Origin of the sequence: Pantoea sp. B65 (genome assembly GCF_047308185.1) — a bacterium.
Classification (GTDB): domain Bacteria; phylum Pseudomonadota; class Gammaproteobacteria; order Enterobacterales; family Enterobacteriaceae; genus Erwinia.
This window is the reverse complement of record NZ_JAHXPU010000044.1, coordinates 283,540-307,937: the sequence shown is the minus strand read 5'-3', so window position 1 is coordinate 307,937 and position 24,398 is coordinate 283,540. Positions and strand designations below refer to the sequence as shown.

General features: G+C 56.0%; 15 protein-coding genes. 11 read left to right on the top strand and 4 right to left on the bottom strand.

Annotated features, from left to right (window positions below):
* Positions 1 to 469 precede the first annotated feature (469 nt).
* The 11 genes from JWF83_RS23940 to JWF83_RS23890 all read left to right on the top strand — a co-directional run bounded on the left by JWF83_RS23940 (position 470) and on the right by JWF83_RS23890 (position 20,903).
* Positions 470 to 1,606, top strand: coding sequence for an efflux RND transporter periplasmic adaptor subunit (locus tag JWF83_RS23940; protein ID WP_413653002.1), 1,137 nt, complete (start codon positions 470 to 472; stop codon positions 1,604 to 1,606).
* Between the two features lie 10 nt (positions 1,607 to 1,616).
* A complete protein-coding gene (locus tag JWF83_RS23935) occupies positions 1,617 to 4,748 on the top strand; it encodes an efflux RND transporter permease subunit (RefSeq protein ID WP_413653001.1) in 3,132 nt (1,043 codons plus the stop codon).
* Positions 4,738 to 6,165: an efflux transporter outer membrane subunit gene (locus JWF83_RS23930; RefSeq protein ID WP_413653000.1), complete on the top strand. Its 1,428-nt coding sequence runs from the start codon at positions 4,738 to 4,740 to the stop codon at positions 6,163 to 6,165. The genes JWF83_RS23935 and JWF83_RS23930 overlap by 11 nt, the downstream gene beginning before the upstream one ends.
* A gap of 143 nt (positions 6,166 to 6,308) precedes the next feature.
* Complete coding sequence (locus JWF83_RS23925; protein WP_413652999.1) at positions 6,309 to 7,547, top strand: MdtA/MuxA family multidrug efflux RND transporter periplasmic adaptor subunit; 1,239 nt, start codon at positions 6,309 to 6,311, stop codon at positions 7,545 to 7,547.
* Positions 7,544 to 10,723, top strand: a complete 3,180-nt coding sequence (locus JWF83_RS23920) for an efflux RND transporter permease subunit (RefSeq protein WP_413652998.1) — start codon at positions 7,544 to 7,546, stop codon at positions 10,721 to 10,723. The genes JWF83_RS23925 and JWF83_RS23920 overlap by 4 nt, the downstream gene beginning before the upstream one ends.
* Positions 10,720 to 13,818: a multidrug efflux RND transporter permease subunit gene (locus JWF83_RS23915; protein ID WP_413652997.1), complete on the top strand. Its 3,099-nt coding sequence runs from the start codon at positions 10,720 to 10,722 to the stop codon at positions 13,816 to 13,818. The genes JWF83_RS23920 and JWF83_RS23915 overlap by 4 nt, the downstream gene beginning before the upstream one ends.
* Positions 13,819 to 13,824: 6 nt before the next feature.
* On the top strand, positions 13,825 to 15,249 hold the full coding sequence (locus JWF83_RS23910; RefSeq protein WP_413652996.1) for an efflux transporter outer membrane subunit: 1,425 nt from the start codon (positions 13,825 to 13,827) through the stop codon (positions 15,247 to 15,249).
* An 80-nt stretch (positions 15,250 to 15,329) separates the two neighbouring features.
* Positions 15,330 to 16,880, top strand: coding sequence for a methyl-accepting chemotaxis protein (locus JWF83_RS23905; protein ID WP_413652995.1), 1,551 nt, complete (start codon positions 15,330 to 15,332; stop codon positions 16,878 to 16,880).
* Positions 16,881 to 17,025: 145 nt separating this feature from the next.
* A complete protein-coding gene (gene aas, locus JWF83_RS23900; protein ID WP_413652994.1) occupies positions 17,026 to 19,182 on the top strand; it encodes a bifunctional acyl-ACP--phospholipid O-acyltransferase/long-chain-fatty-acid--ACP ligase in 2,157 nt (718 codons plus the stop codon).
* On the top strand, positions 19,179 to 20,387 hold the full coding sequence (lplT, locus tag JWF83_RS23895; RefSeq protein ID WP_413652993.1) for a lysophospholipid transporter LplT: 1,209 nt from the start codon (positions 19,179 to 19,181) through the stop codon (positions 20,385 to 20,387). Before aas ends, lplT begins: the two co-directional genes overlap by 4 nt.
* Positions 20,388 to 20,462: 75 nt before the next feature.
* Positions 20,463 to 20,903, top strand: a complete 441-nt coding sequence (locus JWF83_RS23890; RefSeq protein ID WP_413652992.1) for a hypothetical protein — start codon at positions 20,463 to 20,465, stop codon at positions 20,901 to 20,903.
* A 37-nt stretch (positions 20,904 to 20,940) separates the two neighbouring features.
* On the opposite strand, the gene JWF83_RS23885 is transcribed toward JWF83_RS23890, so the two are convergent.
* The 4 genes from JWF83_RS23885 to mutH form a co-directional block, all read right to left on the bottom strand.
* The gene (locus JWF83_RS23885; RefSeq protein ID WP_413652991.1) at positions 20,941 to 21,981 is read right to left on the bottom strand and encodes an NADP(H)-dependent aldo-keto reductase; all 1,041 of its coding nucleotides are present in this window, start codon (positions 21,979 to 21,981) and stop codon (positions 20,941 to 20,943) included.
* Positions 21,982 to 22,144: 163 nt separating this feature from the next.
* Positions 22,145 to 22,360, bottom strand: a complete 216-nt coding sequence (locus tag JWF83_RS23880) for a YgdI/YgdR family lipoprotein (RefSeq protein ID WP_413652990.1) — start codon at positions 22,358 to 22,360, stop codon at positions 22,145 to 22,147.
* Between the two features lie 119 nt (positions 22,361 to 22,479).
* A complete protein-coding gene (locus JWF83_RS23875) occupies positions 22,480 to 23,190 on the bottom strand; it encodes a TerC family protein (protein ID WP_413652989.1) in 711 nt (236 codons plus the stop codon).
* A 68-nt stretch (positions 23,191 to 23,258) separates the two neighbouring features.
* A complete protein-coding gene (gene mutH / locus JWF83_RS23870) occupies positions 23,259 to 23,945 on the bottom strand; it encodes a DNA mismatch repair endonuclease MutH (protein WP_413652988.1) in 687 nt (228 codons plus the stop codon).
* Between the last annotated feature and the right edge of the window lie 453 nt (positions 23,946 to 24,398).

Sequence of the window (24,398 nt, the reverse complement as noted above, 5' to 3'; positions counted from 1 at the left end):
ATTTACGGCTGGTGCAGATTATGGGGACAGGCGGCATAAATGCCGCCCTACGGTGTTTTAGGTAACTCCCGCCATCAGATAATTCCCAATAAAATCAAACTGTAACAACATGGCGAATTATTCACACCTGGTTTCACTTCGACGGACTCATTTGCTTTTTAGCGCTGGTCTCTACCGCGGCGGACTGCGAGGATAAAAGTCCCAGAGGTATTGATTGGTGAAAATGCAATCTATCCCGGTAGATTGACACCCTGTTCTGTTGCACCAACCCACGCAGCTGCGTGGGTTTTTTTTGTCTTTCAGCCCCTGTTCTGCACATTTCCCACACATTTCCCCCAGACGTAGTGTTTCGCAAATAAGCTTTACGCAAACTTAACACCGCCGCTTTGACGACCAACTTATAATGATTTTTTTTGAGAATGATCATTCTCGGATTTTTTCTATAATAACGTCAAATCGAGAGTTCACCATGCAACGTAAGCTCCTCTCCGCGAGTTTGATTTTTTTGCTGGCCGCCTGCGACCAGAGTTCATCACCAGGCTCCGCACCACAAGTTACCGAAGTTGGCGTGGTCACTATCAAGGCTGAACCGGTCACTCTGATGACCCAACTGCCAGGGCGCACCACCGCCGTAAGAACCGCTGAAGTTCGTCCCCAGGTGAGCGGCATTATCATTAAGCGACTGTTTACTGAAGGGGGCGAAGTCAGCGCCGGTCAGCCACTGTATCAAATCGATCCTGCCAGCTATCAGGCGGCTTATGACAAAGCGCAGGCGACGCTGACCAATGCCAATATGCTGGTGAAACGCTATAAACCGCTGGCGGAGGCTCATGCCATCAGTGGGCAAAGTTATGATGACGCGGTTGCCAGCGCGAAAGAAGCTCAGGCCGATCTGGAAACCGCCCGGGTCAATCTTAACTACACCCGGGTGCGTGCGCCGATCTCTGGCCATATTGGCCGCTCTCTCTCCACCGAAGGGGCGCTGGTTACCAACGGCCAGACCAGTTACCTCACCACTATCCAGCAGCTGGATCCGATCTATGTCGATGTCAGTGAATCGTCACAGGATTTGCTGCGTCAGCGCCGTGCGCTGGCAAGTGGTCAGCTGACGGCGGCCGGAGACAACGCCGCCGCCGTGAAACTGACGCTGGAAGATGGTTCCGAATACAGCCAGCAGGGCAAGCTGCAATTCTCGGAAGTCACGGTCACGGAAAGTACCGGGACTGTGACCATGCGCGCCGCGTTCCCGAATCCACACAATGAACTGCTGCCGGGTATGTTTGTTCACGCCAGCTTCCCGCAAGGGATTGCCGGGCAGGGGCTACTGGTGCCTCAGCAGGCGATTAGCCATGACGTGAAGGGTAAACCCTGGGTCTATGTTCTGAACAGTGACAGCACCGTGGCGCAGCGCACCATCACTACCGGCGAGATGATAAAGGATAAGTGGCTGGTGACCTCCGGACTGAAAGTAGGCGAAAAAGTGGTTATCAATGGTCTGCAGTCGATCCGCAACGGCGTAAAAGTTAACGCCAGACAGAGCGACGGCGACAGCAGCAGCACCCAGGCAACTGCCAACCTGACCACCACCGATCCATCAGCACAATAAGGGAAAGCAGATGTCGAAGTTTTTTATCGAACGCCCTATTTTTGCCTGGGTGGTGGCGATTATTGTGATGCTGATCGGCGGACTTTCCATCCTCTCCCTGCCGGTTAATCAGTATCCTAATATCGCGCCGACGGCAATTTCCGTCAGTGTGACCTATCCGGGCGCCAGTGCGGAAACCACGCAAAACACTGTGGTCCAGGTCATTGAACAGCAGTTGAGTGGGATTGATAACCTGCGCTATATCGAATCGCAAAGTAACAGCGACGGGAGCGCCAGTATTATTGTCACCTTCGATCAGGGCACCGATGCGGATATTGCGCAGGTTCAGGTGCAGAATAAGGTGTCGCTGGCCGAGTCGCAGTTGCCGACCGAGGTGACGCAGCAGGGCATCAACGTGCGTAAATATCAGGCCAACTTTATGATGGTGGTCAGCCTTAGCTCGCAAGACGGCAGGCTAAGTAACGGCGACCTCGCTAACCTGCTGGTCTCGAAACTGGAAGATCCTATCTCCCGTACCAAAGGGGTGGGCGACTTTATGGTCATGGGGTCCGAATACGCGATGCGTATCTGGCTGGATCCGGCAAAACTGTATAAGTATCAGCTGATCCCCAGTGATGTCAGTACCGCCATTACCCAGCAAAACGTGCAGATTTCCTCCGGTAAACTGGCGGGGCTGCCTACCGTGCCTGGGGCGAAAACCAGCGCGACCATTATTGGTAAAACGCGTCTGCAAACTGCCGAACAGTTTAAAAATATCCTGCTGAAAGTGAACAGCGATGGTTCCCAGGTGCGTTTAAAAGACGTGGCTAATGTTGACCTTGGTCCGCAGGATTACAGTATTTCCGCCACCTTTAATGGCAAAGCCTCTGCGGGTATCGCCCTGCGTCTTGCCAGCGGCGCTAACCTGCTGGATGCCACTTCCGCCGTGCGTGAGACGGTTAACAACCTCAAATCCAGTCTGCCTGATGGCGTCAATGTCGATTTCCCGTACGACACCTCGCCGGTGGTCAGCACTTCGATTGAAGAGGTAGTGAAAACGCTGTTTGAAGCGATTGCGCTGGTGTTTGTGGTGATGCTGGTATTCCTGCAGAACCTGCGCGCCACGCTGGTGACCACCATGGTGGTGCCGGTGGTACTGCTGGGCACTTTCGGCATTCTTGCCGCCTGTGGTTACTCGATCAATACCCTGACGATGTTCGGCATGGTGCTGGCCATCGGTCTGCTGGTGGATGACGCCATTGTGGTGGTGGAAAACGTCGAGCGCGTGATGCACGAAGAGCGGCTCGATCCGAAACAGGCCACCATCAAGTCGATGTCGCAGATCCAGGGGGCATTATTTGGTATTGCGCTGGTCCTGTCGGCGGTGCTGCTGCCAATGGCGTTTTTCAGTGGTTCTACCGGGGTTATCTACCGTCAGTTCTCGATCACCATTGTTTCGGCGATGGCGCTGTCGGTGCTGATGGCGCTGACTTTCACCCCGGCGCTGTGCGCCACTCTGCTTAAATCCAGCGCTGCTGAGCATAAAACTACCGGTCTGTCTGGCTGGTTTAATCGCAAATTTGACGCCGGCACGCTGCACTACACGCAGGGGGTGGGAACGGTTATTTCACGGCGCAATCTGTTCCTGGCGATCTATTTTGTGCTGGTGGCGACGACCGGTTATCTGTTTACCCGGGTGCCGACCTCTTTTCTGCCGGCAGAAGATCAGGGGGTGATGATGATGCAGGTGACCTTACCGGCCAATGCTTCAGCGGAGCGTACCCAGCAGGTACTGAATGAGATGAGCAGTTGGTTGCTGAAGAACGAGTCAGCCAGCGTCAGTTCGGTGTTTGCGGTCAACGGCTTCAGTTTCTCCGGACGCGGTCAGAGCAGCGCCATGGCGTTTGTGAAGTTAAAAGACTGGAGCCAGCGCGGCAGCGAACAATCGGTTGAGAAGCTGGCGCAACGCTCAATGGCGCACTTTGCCACGCTGAAAGATGCGAAGGTATTTGCGCTGGTGCCGCCAGCGGTAATGGAGCTGGGTAACGCCACAGGTTTTGACTTCTTCCTGCAGGACACCAAAAACCAGGGCCATGACCAGCTGATGGCGGCGCGTAACCAGTTTCTGCAAATGGCCGCTCAGGATCCGCGTCTGACCGCCACCCGTCCGAATGGCATGGAGGATGAGCCACAGTATCAGCTGATTATTGATGATGAACGCGCTCGCGCGCTTGGGCTGAGCCTGGATGATATCAATGACACCCTGTCGGCGGCCTGGGGGTCAAGCTACGTAAACCAGTTTATGTACCAGGGGCGCGTGAAAAAGGTCTATATCCAGGGGAACGCCGGTGCGCGCGTGACGCCGGAAGATCTGAATAAATGGTATTTCCGTAATACCAGCGGCGAGATGGTGCCGTTCTCCGCCTTTGGTAGCGGCCAGTGGGGCTATGGTTCACCACGCTTTGAGCGCTTTAACGGTGTCTCCTCGGTCGAAATTATGGGTTCTCCGGCCAGCGGCTATAGCTCCGGCGATGCGGTGACGGCAGTAAAAGAGATTGCCGCGAAATTACCTGCGGGCTACACGGTATCCTGGCATGGCGTCTCGTATGAAGAGCAGATGTCTGGCTCGCAAACCCCGGCACTTTATACCCTGTCGATTCTGGTGGTGTTCCTCTGTCTGGCTGCGCTGTATGAAAGCTGGGCGATCCCCTTCTCGGTACTGCTGGTTATCCCGCTGGGGGTACTGGGTACTATTGCCGCGGTGCTGTTGCGCGGTCTGGAAAACGATGTGTTTTTCCAGGTGGGCTTGCTTACCACCGTCGGGCTGGCGGCGAAAAACGCCATTCTGATCGTCGAATTTGCCAAAGAGTTGCACGAAAAAGAGGGCAAAGGGCTGGTTGAGGCCGCTGTTGAAGCGGCGAAAATGCGTATTCGTCCAATCATTATGACCTCGATGGCCTTCGTACTGGGGGTGCTGCCGTTGACGTTATCGCACGGCGCCGGCGCCGGTAGTCAGCACTCGATTGGTACTGCGGTCGTCGGCGGTATGATCACTGCGACTTTCCTTGCCATCTTCTTTGTGCCGATGTTCTACGTGGTGGTTGCCCAGCGTTTTGCCGGCAAGAAAAAAATGAATTCTGAGGTTAAAAACAATGCTGAATAAAACGTCTTCGTGGGGCAAATTCCCGGTTAAAAACCTCGCGCTGATAATCACCTTACTGTTAACCGGCTGTAGTTTGCAGCCTGCTTACCAGCGTCCGGCGCTGCCGGTGGATGGCCAGTATGCACCGACAAGCGGGCAGCAGCCGGGTAATGGCGCTGATATGGCCTGGCAGAACTTCTTTACCGATCCGGTAATGAAGCAGCTGATCACTCTGGCGCTGGAAAATAACCGCGATTTACGTGTGGCGGCACTGAACGTGGAAGTCGCACGTTCGCAAGTCCAGATCGATCGTGCGGCGCTGTTGCCGACGGTGGATCTCTCTGCCAGCCAAACGGCGACCCATCTGCCTGGCAATCTGTACAGTACCAAAAGCTCCGGACCGGTGACCTATCATCAGTTCGATACCAGCCTTGGCGTCACCTCATGGGAACTGGACTTCTTCGGTCGCTTGCGTAGCCTGCGCGATCAGGCGCTGGAGAGCTATCTGGCCACCGACGCCACCCAGCGCGCGACGCGTATCAGCCTGATTTCTGAAGTGGCATCCGGCTATCTGTCACTCTGCTCGGATAATGCGCTGCTGAAACTGGCGCAGGACACGGTAAAAAGTCAGCAGACGACCTACGATTTGACCAAACGCAGTTACGATGCCGGCGTCAGTAGCGATCAGGAGCTGGCGCAGGCGGAAACCTCGGTGCGCAGCGCGCAGGCGGATGTTGCCTCCTACAGCCGTCAGGTGCGGGTAGATATCAATGCGTTAACGCTGCTGGTGGGCACCCGCCTGCCGGGTAATCTGTTGGCCAGTGCTGAACTGAATAAAGCGTGGAATTTCCCGCCGACGCCGGCAGGTTTACCGTCTGATCTGCTGACGCGGCGGCCGGATATTATCTCTGCCGAGCATACGCTGAAAGCGGCTAACGCCAATATCGGCGCGGCGCGCGCGGCTTTCTTCCCGAGCATCAGTCTGACGGCTTCCGGCGGTTCGTCCAGCAGCAGCTTAGGCCATCTGCTGGAGGGCGGCACCGGCGCCTGGTCGTTTGGCCCGTCGATCAGCCTGCCAATTTTCGACGGCGGGGTGAATCAGGCCAATCTTGATGTGGCGCAGGCGGAAAAACGCATTGAAGTGGCGAACTATGAGAAAGCCATTCAAACCGCGTTCCAGGAAGTGGGGGATGCCCTCGCCGGTGAGGATACCTGGAAAGATGAGCTGAAAGCGCGTCAGCAAGATCTGGCGGCTAATCAGCGCTATTTCCACTATGCTGAAATTCGCTTCCATCAGGGAGTGGATAGCTATCTTAATGTGTTGGTGGCGCAGCGTTCACTGTATAGTGCGCAGCAGACAGCAATTACTGCGCAACTTGGCCAGCTAAACCAGCAGGTCACTCTGTATAAAGTGTTGGGTGGCGGCTGGAAGTCTTGATTGCTTGCATAATCCTTACACTCTGCGCATAGAAATTAATCGGCAATACAGATGATAATGTCTCGCAATTATCTGTGCTGATGTTGCGGATCGGGTTTACCCGATCCGTATTCGAGCTTTGTTTACCTGATTAAAAGAATCTCATGACCTTCACCGCAAAAAAATCCCTGTTTCGCCGCATCCTGCCGGTTGTGATCCTGTTATTGATTATTGCTGCGCTGGCATACCGTTTCTGGCCTTCCGGTCCGCAGATTGCCGGCGGTGCGCCGGGTGGACCCGGCGGCCCTGGCGGTCCCGGTGGTCCCGGAGGAATGGGGATGATGGCCGGTGTCAGCACGCCGGTGCATAGCGGCATGGTCACCGTCGCTGATGTTCCGGTTTATCTGAATGCGCTCGGCACCGTGATCCCCAATGCCAGCGTGACGGTCACCAGTCGGGTGGATGGTCAGCTGATCAAAGTGCTGTTTACGGAAGGGCAGAAAGTAAAAGCAGGACAGCTGCTGGCGCAAATCGATCCGCGCAGTTACCAGGCGACGATGGCGCAGTATCAGGGCACGCTGGCGGAGAACCAGGCGTTGCTGAAAAGCGCTGAACTGACGCTGACGCGTTATCAGAAACTGTATGCGCAGGATTCACTGGCGCGCCAGGATCTGGATAGTCAGATCGCCACCGTCGGCCAATATCGCGGCACGATCAAGGCTGCGCAGGCACAGATCGACGCAGCAAAACTGGATATTGAATTTGCCAGCATCACCTCGCCAATCAGCGGTCGCGCCGGTTTACGCCTGGTCGATGCCGGTAATATGGTGCACAGCAGCGACACCACCGGTATTGTCACCATCACACAAACCCAGCCCGCGGCCGTCACCTTTAGCGTGCCGCAAAGTTATATCCCGCTGCTGGCAAAAGCGCTGCATAACGGCCAGACGCTGCCGGCCACCGCGTTTGACCAGGACGGCAGTACTGCGCTGGAGCAGGGCGTGGTGCAGTTTATGAGTAACGAAATCAATACTGATACCGGCAGTGTGGCGCTGAAAGCGACCTTCGCCAATCAGGATGATGCACTCTACCCGAATCAGTTTGTTAATGTACGGCTGCAAACCGCGACGCTGAAGCAGGCGACGGTGATCCCGGCGCAGGCGTTACAGCTGAGCAGCGACGGCAACTTTGTCTATGTGATCAATCAGGACAACACCGTCAGCCGCACCGCAGTAAAAACCGGCCCGACCTTTGGGGAAGATCAGCAGACCATCCTTTCCGGCGTGAAAGCCGGGCAGCGGGTTGTCACCGAGGGTATCGATCGTCTGACCAACGGCAGTAAGGTTACGCTGGTCAGCACACAGCAAACCAAAGCAGCCGGCGGGAGCGCGCAGGCGCAATGAATCCTTCCCGCATCTTTATTGAACGCCCGGTAGCGACCATTTTACTGATGGTGGGGGTACTACTCTCCGGGCTGTTTGCTTATCGTTTTCTTTCCACCTCGGCTTTGCCGCAGGTGGATTACCCAACCATTCAGGTCACCACTCTCTATCCCGGCGCCAGCCCGGATGTGATGGCATCTTCGGTGACCGCGCCGCTGGAACGCCAGCTTGGACAGATGGCGGGACTCAGCCAGATGACCTCCAGCAGCTCCAGCGGCTCGTCGATCATTACGCTAAAGTTCTCACTGGAACTGTCGCTGGACGTGGCGGAGCAGGAAGTCCAGGCGGCGATCAATGCCGCTGATAGTCTGCTGCCGGACGATCTGCCGAACCCGCCCACCTATAAAAAGGTCAATCCGGCCGATAGCGCGGTAATCACCCTGGCCGCGACCTCAGATACGCTGCCGCTGACCAAAGTGCAGGATCTGGTTAATACCCGTATTGCGCTAAAGCTCTCGCAAATCTCCGGCGTCGGTATGGTGACGCTGGCAGGCGGGCAGCAACCGGCGATCCGCGTGCAGATGGATCCACAAGCGCTGGCGGCGCATGGTCTGACGCTGGAAGACGTTAACACGCTAATAAGTAACAGTAACGTCAATGGCTCAAAAGGGGGCTTCGATGGTAAATACCACTCGGTCACCATTGATGCTAACGATCAGCTACGTACCGCCAAAGAGTACGGCAACCTGATTCTGACATATCAGGATGGGGCGGCGCTCCGGCTGCGCGATATCGCGCAAATTTCAGAAGCGGCGGAAAATAGCTACCAGTCGGCATGGGCCAATCACAGCCCGGCGATTGTGATTAGCGTCCAGCGTCAGCCGGGCGCCAATGTGATCTCGGTGGTGGATAATATCAAAGCCCAGTTGCCGAAACTGCAGGAGGCGTTGCCGGATGGCGTGAAGGTGCAGATTTTATCCGACCGTACCCAGACCATCCGCGCGTCAATCAGCGACGTGCAGTTTGAACTGATGCTGTCGATTGCGCTGGTGGTGATGGTGACCTTCCTGTTCCTGCGCAATCTGGCGGCGACGCTGATCCCCAGTGTGGCGGTGCCGCTGTCGCTGGTGGGCACCTTTGGCGTGATGTATCTCTGTGACTTTAGCCTGAATAACCTGTCGCTGATGGCGCTGACCGTGGCGACCGGCTTTGTTATTGATGATGCCATCGTGGTGGTGGAGAATATTTCGCGGCGGCTGGAAGCCGGGGAAACTCCGATGCAGGCGGCATTAAAAGGGTCGGCGCAGATCGGTTTTACCATTATCTCCCTGACTTTTTCCCTGATTGCGGTGCTGATCCCGCTGCTGTTTATGGGCGATGTGGTCGGGCGTCTGTTCCGTGAGTTCGCCATTACGCTGGCGGTTGCGATTCTGGTTTCCATGCTGGTGTCCTTAACCCTGACGCCGATGCTGTGTGCTTATCTGCTGCGCCATATTCCGCAACATCGTCAGACACGTTTCTATCGTAAAGGCGGCGAGTTCTTCGATCTGCTGGTGCGCGGTTATGACCGGATGCTGACGGTGGTACTGAATCATCAGCGCCTCACCCTGCTGGTGGCGCTGGCAACACTGGTATTTACCGCGTTGCTGTATCTGGTGATCCCGAAAGGCTTTTTCCCGGCTCAGGATACCGGGCTGATTCAGGGGGTTACCGTCGCTTCGCAGGATGTCTCGTTTGGCGAGATGGCAAAGCGTCAGCAACGGCTGGCCGATATTATTCTGCAGAACCCGGCGGTGGATAGTCTCTCCTCGACGGTAGGGATTGACGGCAACAACACCAGCCTGAATAGCGGTCGTCTGCAAATCAATCTGAAGTCATTTGATCAGCGCGATCAGCGCGCCGATGCGATTATCGCCGAACTGAAGCAGGCGACACAGCAGGTACCGGGTATTCAGCTGTATATGCAGTCGTCGCAGGATTTAACCGTCAATGACCAGGTGACGCCAAGTCAGTATCAGTTCACCCTCGATGACGCCGACAGTGAAAATCTGGTGCAGTGGTCGCCGCAACTGGTGGCGGCGTTGCAGCAGCGTCCGGAGTTTAATGCCGTCGTCAGTAATCTGCAGAATCAGGGGCAGGTGGCGTGGGTCGAACTGAACCGCGATGCGGCGGCGCGTTACGGTATCACCGCGGCTGACGTCGATACCGCACTTTACAATGCCTTTGGTCAGCGCCTGGTATCGACCATTTTCACTCAGGCGAATCAGTATCGCGTGGTGCTGGAGGTGCAGCCGAAGTATCAGCAATCCCCGGCGTCATTTGACGATATCTGGCTGGCGAGCAGCGCCTCTTCGACCAGCAGCACCAGTAGTACCAGTAGCACCAGCAGCAGTACCAGTACCACCACCAGCACATCATCGACCAGCAGCGGCATGGTCCGGCTGACGGCGATTGCAAAAATCCAACAGCGCAGCGGTTCGCTGGTGCATATGCGTCTGAACCAGTTCCCGGCGGTCACGGTCTCTTTTAACCTTAACGATGGCTATTCGTTAGAGCAGGCGCAGCAGGCGATCGCCGATATCAGTAAGCAGCTGGCGCTGCCCGCCAGTATCACCCTGCGCTACCAGGGCGAAGCGGCGGCGTTTCAGAGTGCCACCGGCAATACCCTGTGGTTAATTCTCGCGGCCTTGCTGACTATGTATGTGGTGCTCGGCATTCTGTATGAGAGTTTTATCCATCCGGTTACCATTCTGTCGACACTGCCATCGGCAGCGGTAGGGGCGCTGTTAACTCTGATGCTGGCGGGTACGGAATTCAGCCTGATCGCGCTGATTGGGGTGATCCTGCTAATCGGCATTGTTAAAAAGAACGCCATTATGATGATCGACTTTGCGCTGGAAGCGGAGAATAAGCAGCATCTCAGCCCGCGCGAAGCGATTCATCAGGCCTGTCTGCTGCGTTTCCGTCCGATTATGATGACCACCATGGCGGCGCTGCTCGGTGCATTGCCGCTGATGCTGGCGCAGGGCTCGGGCGCGGAGTTGCGCCAGCCGCTCGGGCTGGTAATTGTCGGCGGTCTGATCTTCAGCCAGGTGCTGACGCTCTTCTCCACCCCGGTGATCTACCTGATGTTTGACGGTTTTTCACAGCGTGGTAAGCGCTGGCTGCGTAACACGCAACAGCGGAGAGACGAATGAATATCGTCAAACTGTTTATCTTCCGGCCGGTTGCCACCCTGCTGTTAACCCTGGCGCTGCTGTTGCTTGGTCTGCTGGGTTACCGGCTGTTGCCGGTGGCACCGCTGCCGCAGGTGGATTTCCCAACGATTATGGTTTCCGCCAGTCTGGCTGGCGCCAGCCCGGAAACCATGGCGGCGACGGTGGCAACCCCACTGGAACGCGCGCTGGGGCAGATCGCCGGCATTACCGAAATGAGCTCCAGCAGCTCACAGGGATCCACCAATATCATTTTGCAGTTTGAACTGGATCGCGATATTAACGGCGCCGCGCGCGATGTGCAGGGAGCGATCAATGCCGCGCGCAGTCTGCTGCCAAGTAGCATGGCGTCGCTGCCGACTTACCGCAAAGCCAACCCGTCCGATGCGCCGATTGTGATGCTGGCGCTTACCTCCTCGACCGTCAGCAATGGCGAGCTGTACGACCTTGCCTCCAGCAAAATTAAGCAAAAAATTGCTCAGGTGAAGGGGGTCGGTGAAGTTTCGCTGGTGGGCAGCGCCTTACCGGCGGTACGTATCGATCTGCAGCCGCAGCAGCTGAGCCATTTTGGCGTCTCACTGGATACCGTACGCAGCGCCATCGCCAACAGCACCACTAATCTGCCGAAAGGGATGCTGGAAGGGAATAACCAGTCGTGGGTAGTGGACAGTAATGGCCAGCTGGACAGCGCCAGCCAGTACCGCAATCTGGTGGTGAGTTATCAGGACGGTCGTGCGATCCACCTCAATGATGTGGCGACGGTCTATGACTCGGTGGAAGACAAATATAATGTCGGTTACTACAACCAGACGCCATCGGTGATGCTGGGCGTAACGCGCCAGGCCGGGGCTAATATGCTGGAAACCATTGATGATATTAAGGCGCAGTTGCCCGCCCTGCAAAAGGATCTGCCGGGTGGTGTCAGCCTGAAGATCGTGGTCGATCGCTCACCGAATATTCGTGCCTCGCTGTATGACACCGAAGAGACTCTGCTGATCGCTATCGCGCTGGTGATTGGCGTGGTATTCGTCTTTCTGCGCGATCTGCGGGCGCTGGCAATCCCGGCGCTGGCGCTGCCGGTATCGTTAATCGGCACCTGCGCGGTGATGTATCTGCTGGATTACAGCCTCGATAACCTGTCGCTGATGGCGCTGATTATCGCGACCGGCTTTGTGGTCGATGATGCGATTGTGGTGCTGGAAAATATCACCCGCTATATCGAAGAGGGCCTGAGTCCGGTGCGCGCCTCGCTGAAAGGGGCGCAGGAAGTCAGCTTTACGGTACTGTCGATGACACTGTCGCTGGTGGCGGTATTTATTCCGATTCTGCTGATGGGCAGCATTGTCGGTCGCCTGTTCCGCGAGTTTGCCGTCACGCTAACGGTATCGTTAATCATCTCGATGCTGGTATCCCTCAGTCTGACGCCAATGCTCTGCTCACGCTTATTGCGCCGCAAGCCGCCAGTCTCCGCGCGGCCCCACCCGCTGTATCAGTGGATAGAAAACCGGCTCAATGCGCTGCTGGCGGCCTATGCCCGCGCGCTGAACTGGGTGATGCGTCATCAGCGCCTGACCATGTTCAGCCTGATCCTGACCATCATTCTCAATATATTCCTTTACTCGGTGGTGCAGAAAGGCTTCTTTCCCAATCAGGATACCGGTTTGCTGATGGGCATGCTGCGTGCGGATCAAAACGTCTCGTTTCAGGCGATGGAACCGAAGCTGAAGACCTTTGCTAAAATGATTCAGCAGGATCCGGCGGTGGATGGCGTGATGTCGTCCATCGGCAGCGGGGCCTTTGGCTCGCGTAACAGCGCCAACTTTTTTGTCCATCTGAAGGATTTCGATCAGCGTGATGCTACCGCCAGCGAAGTGGCTAACCGGCTCAGCGCGAAAACCCGCAATATTCCCGGCGTCGAGCTATTCCTGATGGCCGCGCAGGATATTCATATCGGTGGCCGCAGCGCTAACGCGCAGTATCAGTACAGCCTGCAGGCGGACGATCTCGATACCCTGCGCATCTGGACGCCGAAAGTGAAAGCGGCGCTGGAGAATATCCCACAGCTGACCAGTGTCGACTCCGATTCGCAGACCGGCGGTCAGGAAGTGATGATCACTATTGATCGTGAACGTGCGACCCGGCTGGGCATCAATGTACAAATGGTGGATACCCTGTTGAATAACGCTTTCAGCCAGCGGCAGATCGCCACGCTATATCACACGCTGAATCAGTACCATGTGGTGATGACGCTGGATGCGGCTTACACCCGCGATCCGGCGCTGCTGGAGCAGCTGTTTGTGATTAATAGCAATGGCGATCAGGTACCGTTGTCCGCCTTCGCCAGCTTTAGCGGCGGCAATGCGCCGCTGTCGGTGGCCCATCAGGGGCAGTCAGCGACCAGCACTATCGCCTTTAACCTGGCGGATGGCGTTTCGCTGCAACAGGCGCAGACGCTGATCAAAGCGGCAATGGCGCAAATCGGCCTGCCGGATACGGTACAGGCAAGCTTCCAGGGCACAGCTAAAGCCTTTGCCGCGCTGACGGCGTCGATGCCGTGGCTGATTCTCGCCGCGCTGGCGGCGGTGTATATCGTGCTGGGGATGCTGTACGAGAGCTATATCCATCCGCTGACCATTCTCTCAACGCTGCCTTCCGCCGGGGTCGGGGCGCTGCTGTTACTGTTGCTGACTAACACCCAGCTGACGGTGATCGCCCTGATCGGTATTTTGCTGTTAATTGGTATCGTTAAAAAGAACGCCATTATGATGATCGATTTTGCGCTGGCAGCCGAACGCCAGCACGGTATGACGCCGCAGCAGGCGATTACCCAGGCCTGCCTGATGCGTTTCCGTCCGATTATGATGACCACTCTGGCGGCTTTTTTTGGCGCGCTGCCGCTGGCATTGGGCAGCGGCGGCGATGCCGATCTGCGCAGCCCGCTGGGGCTGGCCATCGCTGGTGGCCTGGCGTTAAGCCAGTTACTTACTCTGTTCACCACGCCGGTGGTGTACCTCTATCTTGATCGCGCCAGCCGCGCCACTAAACGTCAGTGGCAACGCCTGCGCCATGCTGAATAATTTGTGATGAAAACCAATATAGCGATATTACCTGCGTTAATTATGGCTCTGCTGCTGAGCGGCTGTGCCGTTGGGCCTGACTATCAGCGTCCGTCAGCGGCGGTGCCGGCCCATTATAAAAACGCCAAAGGCTGGCGCGAAGCGACGCCGCAGGATCACCTCGGCAAAGGCGCATGGTGGGCGGTGTATAATGACCCGACGCTGTCGGGCCTGCTCAGCCAGGTTCGTATCTCCAACCAGAATGTGGCGCAATACGAAGCGCAGTATCGCCAGGCGCTGGCGCTGGCGGCGGAGTCGCGCGCCGATCTGTTGCCGACGGTCACCGGCACCGCCAGTTCAACCCGCAGTGGCAGCAGTAGTACCAGCAGCAGCGGCAGCGTTCAGCAAAGCGTCAGCAATAGCCATTCGCTGCAGGCCAGCGCCAGCTGGGAGCTGGATCTGTGGGGTAAATTGCGGCGTACGCTTGAGGAGAATCGTGCCAGCGCCGATGCCAGCGCAGCTGAGCTGGCCAATATCACCCTGAGCGCGCAATCGACGCTGGCGCAGGATTACTTCCAGTTACGGGTGATGGATCAGCAGATTGCGCTGTATCAGCAGAGCGTTGCCGCCTATCAGCGCTACTTGCAGGTAATTGAAAATAAATATCAGGCCGGATCGGAATCCCGCGCCACTCTGGCGCAGGCGCAAACGCAGCTGGAGAGCGCCCGCGCCTCAGCCCTCGATCTCAGCTGGCAACGCGCGCAGCTGGAACATGCCATCGCCATGCTGATTGGCAAAACCCCGGCGGAATTTAGTCTGCCGGTTGCAACGCTGGCCGCCAGCTTGCCGCCGATCCCTGACGCGCTGCCGTCGCAGCTGCTGCAGCGCCGCCCGGATATCGCCTATGCCGAGCGCAATGTGGCGGCCGCCAATGCCGCGGTCGGCGTGGCGATTGCCGGTTACTATCCGGACTTAACCCTGAGCGCCAGCGGCGGTTTTTCCGGTTCGGCGCTGCATAACCTGGTTTCGCTGCCGAATCGTGCCTGGTCGCTGGGGCCGGAACTCAGCGGCACACTGCTTGATTTTGGCGCCACCTCAGCGAAAGTTGATCAGGCGCGCGCCGCTTATGATGCCAGTGTCGCCAGCTATCGCCAGGCGGTGCTGACCGGTTTCCAGGAAGTGGAAAACTATCTGGTGGAGCTGAATACTCTGCAAACAGAAGTGCTGGCGCAGCAGCGTGCGGCCGAGGCGGCAAAACAGTCAGCCCGGGTTACCTATAACCAGTATCAGGCAGGCATGATCGATTATCTCGATGTGGCCAGTACTGAGAACACCAGCCTGAGCCAGCAGCAGAACCTGTTGTCACTGCAAAGCACTCAGTGGGTAACCAGCGTTGAACTGATTGCGGCATTGGGCGGCGGCTGGAGTGCAATATCGTTAGCGGAGAAATAATTTCGTTGTGACTAAAGGTGATTCACATCACGCCGATAGATACAGCTGTGAGTTAATTCTGTTAACCGGGTGCTGTCACAATGAAAAACATTTCAATACGAACGGGTTTGTTGTCACTGCTTGCTCTGATGACCACGCTGTTGTTAATTGTCAGCGTGATGGGAATGGTGGCGATTAACAAGAGCTATCAATCACTGCTTGCCGTGAATAATACTCAGGGCGTGCAACTGGGTAATCTGGCCAGCAGTAACACCAATATGCAACGTATCCGCGTAGTTGCCTCGCTGGCGGTGCGTAATATCGAACTGAATAAACTTGATGATGGCGCCTCGGCGGCGCAGCGTGCCGCGACTTATGCCGATACTGCCGATCGGGAGCTCCAGCAATTCTTTGCCGCAGTGAAGGGCGATGAGCGTGCTGAGGCGCTGGCGCAGGAGATTAACAAGGCCTACCAGGATTATCGCCAGCAGGGATTAAATCCGATGATTAACGCGCTGAAACAGCGCGATCTGAAGACCTACTACGCGATGATTGATAGCCAACTGCGTCCGCTGGGTATCGCTTTTGATAAAGCGAATAAAAATTTCTTCGATTTTGCCCAGAACGTCGGGCAGCAGCAGCTGGAGAATGCCGGCAGCGACAAGACCATGATGATGGTGATGATTGCCTGTTGCGTGGTGCTGACGCTGGTGCTGATGATGCTGGCATGGATGGTGATGCGCATGATGCTGATTAATCCATTGCATCAGGCGGTCAGGCTGCTGGAGTATATCTCCGAAGGCGATCTTACTCAGCCGATCCCGGCAGCCAGCGCCAACGAACTGGGCCGCCTGAATGCCGGTCTTGGCGTGATGCAGCAGTCGCTGGTGGCTTCGGTATCGCGGGTACGGGATGCCAGTATGCAGATTGAAACCGGCAGTACCGAGCTGGCCAACGGCAACGATGATTTATCGCGGCGTACCGAAATGTCGGCCTCTTCACTTGAGGAGACGGCGGCCAGTATGGAACAGCTTACCTCCACGGTGAAACATAACGCCGAAAATGCCAAACAGGGCCATGAACTGTCGGAGAGCGTTTCTTCTACCGCGCAGTCGGGCAGTAAAGTGATGCTCGACGTGATGGAAAATATGAAAGAGATCGCCCGCAGTTCCGATCAGATTGCCCATATTCTGACGGTGATTGATGGCATTGCTTTTCAGACCAATATTCTCGCGTTGAACGCCTCGGTAGAGGCCGCGCGTGCCGGTGAGCAAGGACGCGGCTTTGCGGTGGTGGCGAATGAAGTGCGGGTGCTGGCGCAGCGCAGCGCGCAGGCGTCGAAAGAGATTCATGAGCTGATTTCCAATTCCCGCAACCGGGTGGAAACCGGCACGCTGCTTACCACCCGCGCCAGTGAGACGATGAATGAAATTGCCGGGCAAATTATTAATATTAATGTGCTGATGCGTGAAATTGCCATTGCTTCGAAGGAACAGAGCCTCGGCATCGATCAGATCAATCTTGCCGTCAACCAGATGGAAGATGTGGCGCAACAGAACGCCGCGCTGGTGGAACAATCGGCAATGGCCACCCGTTCGCTGGAGGAGCAAACCCAGCACCTGGTGCAGGCGATGGCCTCATTTAAACTGTAGTGAGCAGGCGGTCAGCGGGCATAATCCGCTGACCGCAGATGATATCAGCAGTAATAATTTCACCGTTTTGACTTATCGCGCATTGAGTTACGTCGCCATATCCTGCATCGTGATACGCAATATCTCTGGATGCTAAGGAGCTGGCATGCTGTTTTCGTTGTTCCGCTGTTTATTTCGCCTGATGTACCGCGCTGAACTGCGCGGCGATATTGCTGCGTTGTATAAAGAGCGGGTGTTGATCACGCCAAACCATATGTCTTTCCTTGATGGCGTGTTGCTGGCGGTGTTTCTGCCGGTTAAACCGGTGTTTGCCGTCTACTCCTCCATCAGTGAAAAATGGTATATGCGCTGGCTGAAATCGGTAATCGATTTTGTCCCCCTCGATCCGACTAAACCGATGGCGGTAAAACATCTGGTGCGCATGATTGGCCAGGGGCGTCCGGTGGTGATCTTCCCGGAAGGGCGCATCACGGTGACCAGCTCACTGATGAAAATTTATAGCGGCGCCGGTTTTGTCGCCGCGAAGTCGCAGGCGACGGTCGTGCCGCTGCGTATCGAAGGCGCGGAATATACCCCTTTCGGTCGTCTCGGCGGGGTGTTTAAACGGCGTCTGTTCCCGCGTATTACCCTAACGGTGCTGCCCGCCACCTCAATTCCGATGCCCGATGCGCCGCGTGCCCGTGATCGCCGCATTCTCGCCGGTGAGCATTTGCATCATATAATGATGGAAGCGCGGATGGCGGTGCGCCCGCGCGAAACGCTGTACGAAGCCTTTCTCAGTGCCCGCACCCGCTATGGCCATGGCAAAAACTGCATCGAAGATATCAACTTTACACCAGACAGCTATAACGGCCTGCTGAAGAAAGCGCTGGGGGTGGGGCGAATCCTCGAACGTTATACGCAACCGGGCGAATATATCGGCCTGCTGCTGCCGAATGCCACGGTGACCGCTGCGGCCATTCTCGGCGCGTCGATGCGCGGCCGTATTCCGGCGATGCTGAACTATACCGCCGGTGTGCAGGGGTTAAGCAGCGCGCTAAAAGCAGCCGAAGTGAAAACCGTGTTTACCTCGCGCCAGTTCCTCGAAAAAGGCAAACTGCAACATCTGCCGCCAGGTATTAGCCAGGTACGGTGGATCTTCCTCGAAGATCTGAAAGATAGCGTGACGCTGCAGGATAAACTGTGGATCCTCAGCCGCCTGCTGCTGCCGCGCAGCGCGATGCTGGCGCAGCAGCCGGAAGATGCGGCGATGGTACTGTTTACTTCCGGTTCGGAAGGTAACCCGAAAGGGGTGGTGCACTCGCATAAAAGCCTGCTGGCAAACGTCGAACAGATTCGTACCGTTGCCGATTTCACCCCGCGCGACCGCTTTATGTCGGCACTGCCGCTGTTCCATGCCTTTGGTCTTACCGTGGGGTTATTGGCGCCGTTGATGACCGGCGCCGAAGTGTTTCTTTATCCCAGCCCGCTGCACTATCGCATTGTCCCGGAGCTGGTATATGACCGCAACTGTACCGTACTGTTTGGCACCTCAACCTTCCTCGGCAATTACGCGCGCTTTGCCAATCCTTATGATTTTGCCCGTCTGCGTTATGTGGTGGCGGGCGCCGAGAAACTGCAGGAGAACACCCGCCAGGCCTGGCAGGACCGCTTTGGCATTCGCATTCTGGAAGGTTATGGCGTAACGGAATGCGCGCCGGTGGTGGCGATTAACGTGCCGATGGCGGCACGACCGCACAGTGTCGGACGTATTCTGCCGGGAATGGACTCGCGGCTGATTGCCGTACCGGGCATTGAGCAGGGGGGCCAGTTGCAGCTGCGCGGGCCGAATATTATGAAAGGTTATCTGCGGGTTGAGCGCCCTGGCGTCCTTGAGGAACCGCAGGCTGATAACGGCGAAGGGCAGCTGGAAGCCGGCTGGTATGATACCGGCGATATTGTCAGCTTTGACCAACACGGTTTTTGCCAGATCCAGGGACGAGTGAAACGCTTCGCAAAAATTGCCGGTGAGATGGTATCGCTGGAGACCGTAGAGCAAATTGCGCTGAAAGCGTCGCCAGAGAAGCAGCATGCGGCATCGATGAAAGCCGATGGCAGTCGCGGCGAAGCGCTGGTGCTGTTTACCAGCGACAGCGAACTGACGCGCGAACGGCTGCTGAGCGCGGCCCGTGAACTGGGCAGCCCGGAACTGGCGGTCGCGCGCGATATACGCTTTATGAAACAGTTACCACAGCTGGGTAGCGGCAAACCGGATTTTGTTACCCTGCGTAAAATGGCAGAAGAAGAGGCGCATACCGCATGAGCAATACCCTGACCGACGAACAACCGCTACTGTCGCGAGGCATGATGGCGGTCATCGCCGCCCAGTTTCTCTCGGCGTTTGGCGATAACGCACTGTTGTTTGCCACGCTGGCAGTGATTAAAAATCAGCTCTATCCGGACTGGAGTCAGCCGGTATTGCAGATGGTATTTGTCGCGACCTATATCGTCCTTGCGCCTTTTGTCGGACAGATTGCCGATAGCTTTGCCAAAGGGCGGGTGATGATGTTCGCCAACGGGCTGAAGTTGTTGGGAGCACTGGTGATCTGCTTTGGTTTTAATCCGTTTATCGGTTACAGCCTGGTGGGCGTTGGCGCGGCGGCCTACTCGCCAGCGAAGTATGGCATTCTCGGCGAAATCACCAGTGGGGAAAAACTGGTGAAGGCCAATGGCCTGATGGAGGCGTCCACCATTGCGGCGATCCTGCTGGGATCGGTCGCGGGTGGCGTATTAGCCGACTGGAGCCTGCTGGCGGCGTTGATCGCCTGTGTGCTGGCCTATGGCCTGGCGGTGGCGGCTAACCTGTTGATCCCGAAACTGGCGGCCGCACGCGCCGGACAGAGCTGGCATCCGCTCCGCATGTCGCGCAGTTTCTTCCATGCCTGCCGGGTATTATGGCGCAACGGCGAAACCCGCTTCTCCCTGGTGGGCACCAGTCTGTTCTGGGGCGCGGGTGTAACGCTGCGTTTTCTGCTGGTGTTATGGGTCCCGGTGGCGCTGGGCATCAGCGATAACAAAACTCCGACCCTGCTGAATGCGATGGTGGCGGTTGGCATCGTTATTGGCGCCGCCGCCGCCGCCAGGCTGGTGACGTTAAAAACCGTCGGGCGCTGTATGCCTGCCGGGGTGCTGATCGGTGTGGCGGTGGTGGTGTTTGCCGTACAGCACAGCCTGCTCAATGCTTATCTGCTGCTGGTGATTATCGGGATTCTCGGCGGTTTCTTTGTGGTGCCGCTGAATGCGCTGCTGCAGGAGCGTGGGAAAGCGACGGTGGGGGCGGGTAATGCCATTGCGGTGCAGAATCTCGGCGAGAACAGCGCGATGCTGATAATGCTCGGACTCTATTCGCTGGCAATTAAGCTGGGTGCGCCTGCGGTGGCGGCCGGGATCGGTTTTGGCGCGCTATTTGCGATCGCTATTGCGGTGCTGTGGGGCTGGCAGTTAGCGCAAAAAAGAAAGATCGGGTAAATTATCGCCACGGGCGCATTTATGCGCTCCGTTGGCCCACGGTTCCACTGGAGTTTTTTTGAAAAGGATAATCAAATGCTAAACAAAATCTTTCTTCTTGCGCTGTTATCTGTGGTCTCTCTAAGCGCGGTATCGGCCGATGCCCCACGTCCTGAAGTGGCGGAATCAGTCAAGGCCTGGACCGGTAATGAAGGGGTCAGGGTGTGGACTCTGCGTTATGGCAAGCGTGCGGATAATAAAGCACTGGTGCAGATCACCCATGCCGATCATGACTGGGACCAGAAGATACAGCTAATGGACGTGGAGAACAAAGGCGATCGTCGTGACTACAGTGTCAATGTCGATGGCAAAAAGTTTGTGGTACTCAACCTTAATAACGCCAACTCCGGCGAACTGACGCTGCCGGGTGAGGGCGTCAGCCGTCCGATCTCCTACAGCCAGTTACTGTCCGATGAGGGCAATGCGCAGTACTTGCTGACTGATTATCTGAAACAGGAAGGCAAGTTGCCGCAGTGATCGTCACGGGAGCCGCTAATGGCTCCCGTCCTGGTTTTTACGGCGCCGGATAGGTATAACGGCGATGAATCGCTTCCAGTCCCTGCATTACCTCTTCATTTAGCGTCAGATTAAAACTGTCGATATTGATCTGCAGCTGTTCCAGCGTGGTGGCGCCTAACAGTGTACTGGCAACGAAAGGTTGCTGACGCACAAACGCCAGCGCCATCTGCGATGGATCGAGATGGTGCTTTTTCGCTAACGCCACATATTCCGCGATCGCCAGTTGCGCCTGCTCACCGCTGTAGCGGGTAAAGCGGCTGAACAGCGTATTACGCGCGCCGACCGGTTTCGCCCCATGCAGATACTTACCACTCAGGGTGCCAAACGCCAGGCTTGAATAGGCCAGCAGCTCGACGCCTTCATGCTGGCTGATCTCCGCCAGATTCACTTCAAAACTGCGGTTTAACAGGCTGTAGGGGTTTTGAATGGTGACAATGCGCGGCAACTCATGCTTTTCCGCCAGTTGCAGATAACGCATCACGCCCCATGCGGTTTCATTCGAGACGCCGATATAGCGGATCTTGCCGGCGCGTACCTGTTCATGCAGCGCTTCAAGCGTCTCCAGCAGGGTGACCGGGACGCTGGCATCGCTGTATTCATAGCCCAGTTTGCCAAAGTAGTTGGCCGGACGCTGTGGCCAGTGCAACTGATACAAATCGAGATAATCGGTGTTCAGGCGTTTCAGGGAGGCTTCAAGCGCGGTGCGAATATTTTTACGGTCCAGCGCCTGCTGTGGGCGAATCGAGGCATCATTGCCGCGTGACGGCCCGGCCACTTTTGACGCCAGTACGATTTTATCGCGGTTACCGCGCGCTTTGATCCAGCTGCCAATATAGCTTTCGGTCAGACCCTGGGTTTCCGGGCGCGGAGGCACCGGGTACATCTCTGCGGTATCAATCAGGTTGATACCGGAACTTAAGGCCAAATCCAGTTGAGCATGGGCGTCGGCTTCGCTATTTTGCTCACCAAACGTCATGGTTCCTAACCCCAGCGTGCTGACTTCCAGTGTGCTATGGGGGATACGGTGATATTGCATTTGCCGGCTTCCTTTTTTCATTATGGAAAGGTTAAATCCTGGTTGCAGCTTTTTTGACTATAACCGCGCTGGCGGAGAGGGGGAAGAGGGGATTTAGTGGGAAATGCGCAGGAAAAGCCCGCTGCAGCTTTGCAAAGCGTGCAGCAGGTAAAATTCACGAGGATTAACGCTCTATAATGGTGGAGACTTCATCGCTGTTGATCTGCAACTCATGCCCTGACTTATCAATATATTTTACCAGTCCGGTCTCTTTATCGATAACGGGTTTGCCTTCGGTCATAATCATGCTGCCATCTTTGGTCGCCATCACGTAATCAGTGCTACAACCGCTTAGCAGCAGCGTTGCAGCGATCGCGGCTGCACTTAATATCCACTTCATCCATGCTCCTCCCCGGTTTTCTCTTCAGTTTACCAGTGTAGTAATAAACCTTTTACCGCGAGGCGTTAATCGCATGATTCTGAATTGTTATGGCGAGCACAGCTCGCCATTGACAAGGATTACAGCGGGTTTTTCTTATTACGCATCAGGTTCAGGCTCTCTACCGCCATTGAGAAGAACATGGCGAAATAAATGTAACCTTTTGGTACATGAACGTTAAAGCTTTCGAGGATCAGGGTGAAGCCAACCAGTATCAGGAATGCCAGCGCCAGCATTTTCACCGATGGATGGCGGTCAACAAACTCTCCTACCGCTCTGGCGGCAAACATCATCACGCCGACGGCAATCACGACCGCGGCCATCATAATAAACAGGTGATCGGAGAGACCGACGGCGGTAATCACTGAATCGAGGCTGAAGATAATATCCAGCAGCATAATCTGCACAATGGCGCCAAAGAAGGTGTGCACATTGGTTTTATGCTGTTCTTCACCGCCCTCAATGGTTTCATGGATCTCCATACTGGATTTCCACAGCAGGAATAGACCACCAAATAGCAGGATCAGATCGCGCGCCGAAAAGGAGTGGTCCATTAGCGTGAACAGCGGGTTAGTCAGGCGAATAACCCAGGCAATCGACGCCAGCAGTGCTAAACGCATCAACATGGCACCCGCAAGGCCCAGGCGTCGCGCTTTGTTCTGTTGATGTTTTGGCAGCTTAGACACGACCAGCGAGAGGAAAATAATATTATCAATACCGAGAACGATTTCCAGAATGGTTAGGGTTCCGAGCGCTAACCAGGCATTGGGATCTGCAATCCAGTCAAACATTGTGCCAGTGCATCCTAAACGAAAGTTAAACGGTGATTATACCGATCATTGACAGCGGCGGGGAAAATTTAAAGTAAAAAGTGCCGGGCCAGCAGCGGGCCGGTAAAGGTTTTCTTCAGATAAAAACCACGCGGCAGGGTCATAATCGGCTGACCGTTTTCACCAATCCCTTCGGTCAGTGCTTTGCTGTTGGCGGCTTTCGGGCGAATTTGCAGTACTTCGCCATGACGCGCGGTGATGCGCTCCACCTGACCAAGGACAATCATATCCATCAACTCTTCCCAGTCGCGTTGCAACTGCTGCTCCTCGGCGGCGTCTGGACTCCACAGCAGCGGGGCGCCGACCCGACGTGCGGCCAGCGGGATCGCCCGGTCGCCTTCAACCGGGATCCATAACACCCGGGCCAGTTTGTGGCGCACATGACTGGTCTGCCAGGTGACGCCACTGTTGCCGGTGAGCGGCGCGACGCAAACAAAGGTCGTCTCCAGCGGACGCCCGAGGCTGTCTACCGGGATGGTTTTCAGTTCAATGCCAATGGCGGCAAAGTCCTGTTCCGGCTTGCTGCCGGCACTGGCGCCGAGATGAATTTCCAGCAGTGTGCCAACCCAGCCTTTATCGCGTTTCAGGTCCGCCGGCATCGGTAATTGTGCTTTCAGTGCCAGTTCAGCCAGCGTATAGCCCGCCAGGGCCTGCGCACGCGCCAGCAAGGCGGCCTCATCTTCCGGCGGAAGAACAGGCGGAAAATCAACGGCCATAATAATTCCTGCGCTGAAGGTTAAAAAACAATCAGTTATGACGCAAGCCTGTTGCCGCGCCCCATCTAATGTGTAAAACAGCAATAATAGCATGATTACACGTGCTTTTTTATTTCATCCGCCGACCAGGGTTATTCACACCAGGCCGGGTTTTCCCAGCTTGTCATCGACAATGAACAGGATCTGCACCCCGGTTATCCACAGAAATGTGGGATAAGTCGCTTTTTAAAGGAATACTGTTTTGATTTACAGCCTTGACGACCGGGTGTTTTGCGCGAACAGCGCTTTTTGTGCGTAACTTACTGGCATAATCTGTGGATAAAAAGCGCAGCGTTCGATCTTTCGCCAGTTACCTGAACCGGGGGGATTTGCGGGGCGGAAACTTGCGGGAAAGCCTGTGATCAACTTTATCATCAGATTGATTCGTATAGCTTAATTTCTGCAGCGAAAAAT

What these genes read in the sequence shown, in the direction of transcription:
- lplT (WP_413652993.1), top strand. Translation starts at nt 19,179, where the DNA reads ATGAGCAATACCCTGACCGACGAACAACCGCTACTGTCGCGAGGCATG.
- JWF83_RS23885 (WP_413652991.1), bottom strand. Translation starts at nt 21,981, where the DNA reads ATGCAATATCACCGTATCCCCCATAGCACACTGGAAGTCAGCACGCTG.
- JWF83_RS23925 (WP_413652999.1), top strand. Translation starts at nt 6,309, where the DNA reads ATGACCTTCACCGCAAAAAAATCCCTGTTTCGCCGCATCCTGCCGGTT.
- JWF83_RS23910 (WP_413652996.1), top strand. Translation starts at nt 13,825, where the DNA reads ATGAAAACCAATATAGCGATATTACCTGCGTTAATTATGGCTCTGCTG.
- JWF83_RS23940 (WP_413653002.1), top strand. Translation starts at nt 470, where the DNA reads ATGCAACGTAAGCTCCTCTCCGCGAGTTTGATTTTTTTGCTGGCCGCC.
- JWF83_RS23935 (WP_413653001.1), top strand. Translation starts at nt 1,617, where the DNA reads ATGTCGAAGTTTTTTATCGAACGCCCTATTTTTGCCTGGGTGGTGGCG.
- JWF83_RS23930 (WP_413653000.1), top strand. Translation starts at nt 4,738, where the DNA reads ATGCTGAATAAAACGTCTTCGTGGGGCAAATTCCCGGTTAAAAACCTC.
- JWF83_RS23920 (WP_413652998.1), top strand. Translation starts at nt 7,544, where the DNA reads ATGAATCCTTCCCGCATCTTTATTGAACGCCCGGTAGCGACCATTTTA.
- aas (WP_413652994.1), top strand. Translation starts at nt 17,026, where the DNA reads ATGCTGTTTTCGTTGTTCCGCTGTTTATTTCGCCTGATGTACCGCGCT.
- JWF83_RS23915 (WP_413652997.1), top strand. Translation starts at nt 10,720, where the DNA reads ATGAATATCGTCAAACTGTTTATCTTCCGGCCGGTTGCCACCCTGCTG.
- JWF83_RS23875 (WP_413652989.1), bottom strand. Translation starts at nt 23,190, where the DNA reads ATGTTTGACTGGATTGCAGATCCCAATGCCTGGTTAGCGCTCGGAACC.
- mutH (WP_413652988.1), bottom strand. Translation starts at nt 23,945, where the DNA reads ATGGCCGTTGATTTTCCGCCTGTTCTTCCGCCGGAAGATGAGGCCGCC.
- JWF83_RS23880 (WP_413652990.1), bottom strand. Translation starts at nt 22,360, where the DNA reads ATGAAGTGGATATTAAGTGCAGCCGCGATCGCTGCAACGCTGCTGCTA.
- JWF83_RS23905 (WP_413652995.1), top strand. Translation starts at nt 15,330, where the DNA reads ATGAAAAACATTTCAATACGAACGGGTTTGTTGTCACTGCTTGCTCTG.
- JWF83_RS23890 (WP_413652992.1), top strand. Translation starts at nt 20,463, where the DNA reads ATGCTAAACAAAATCTTTCTTCTTGCGCTGTTATCTGTGGTCTCTCTA.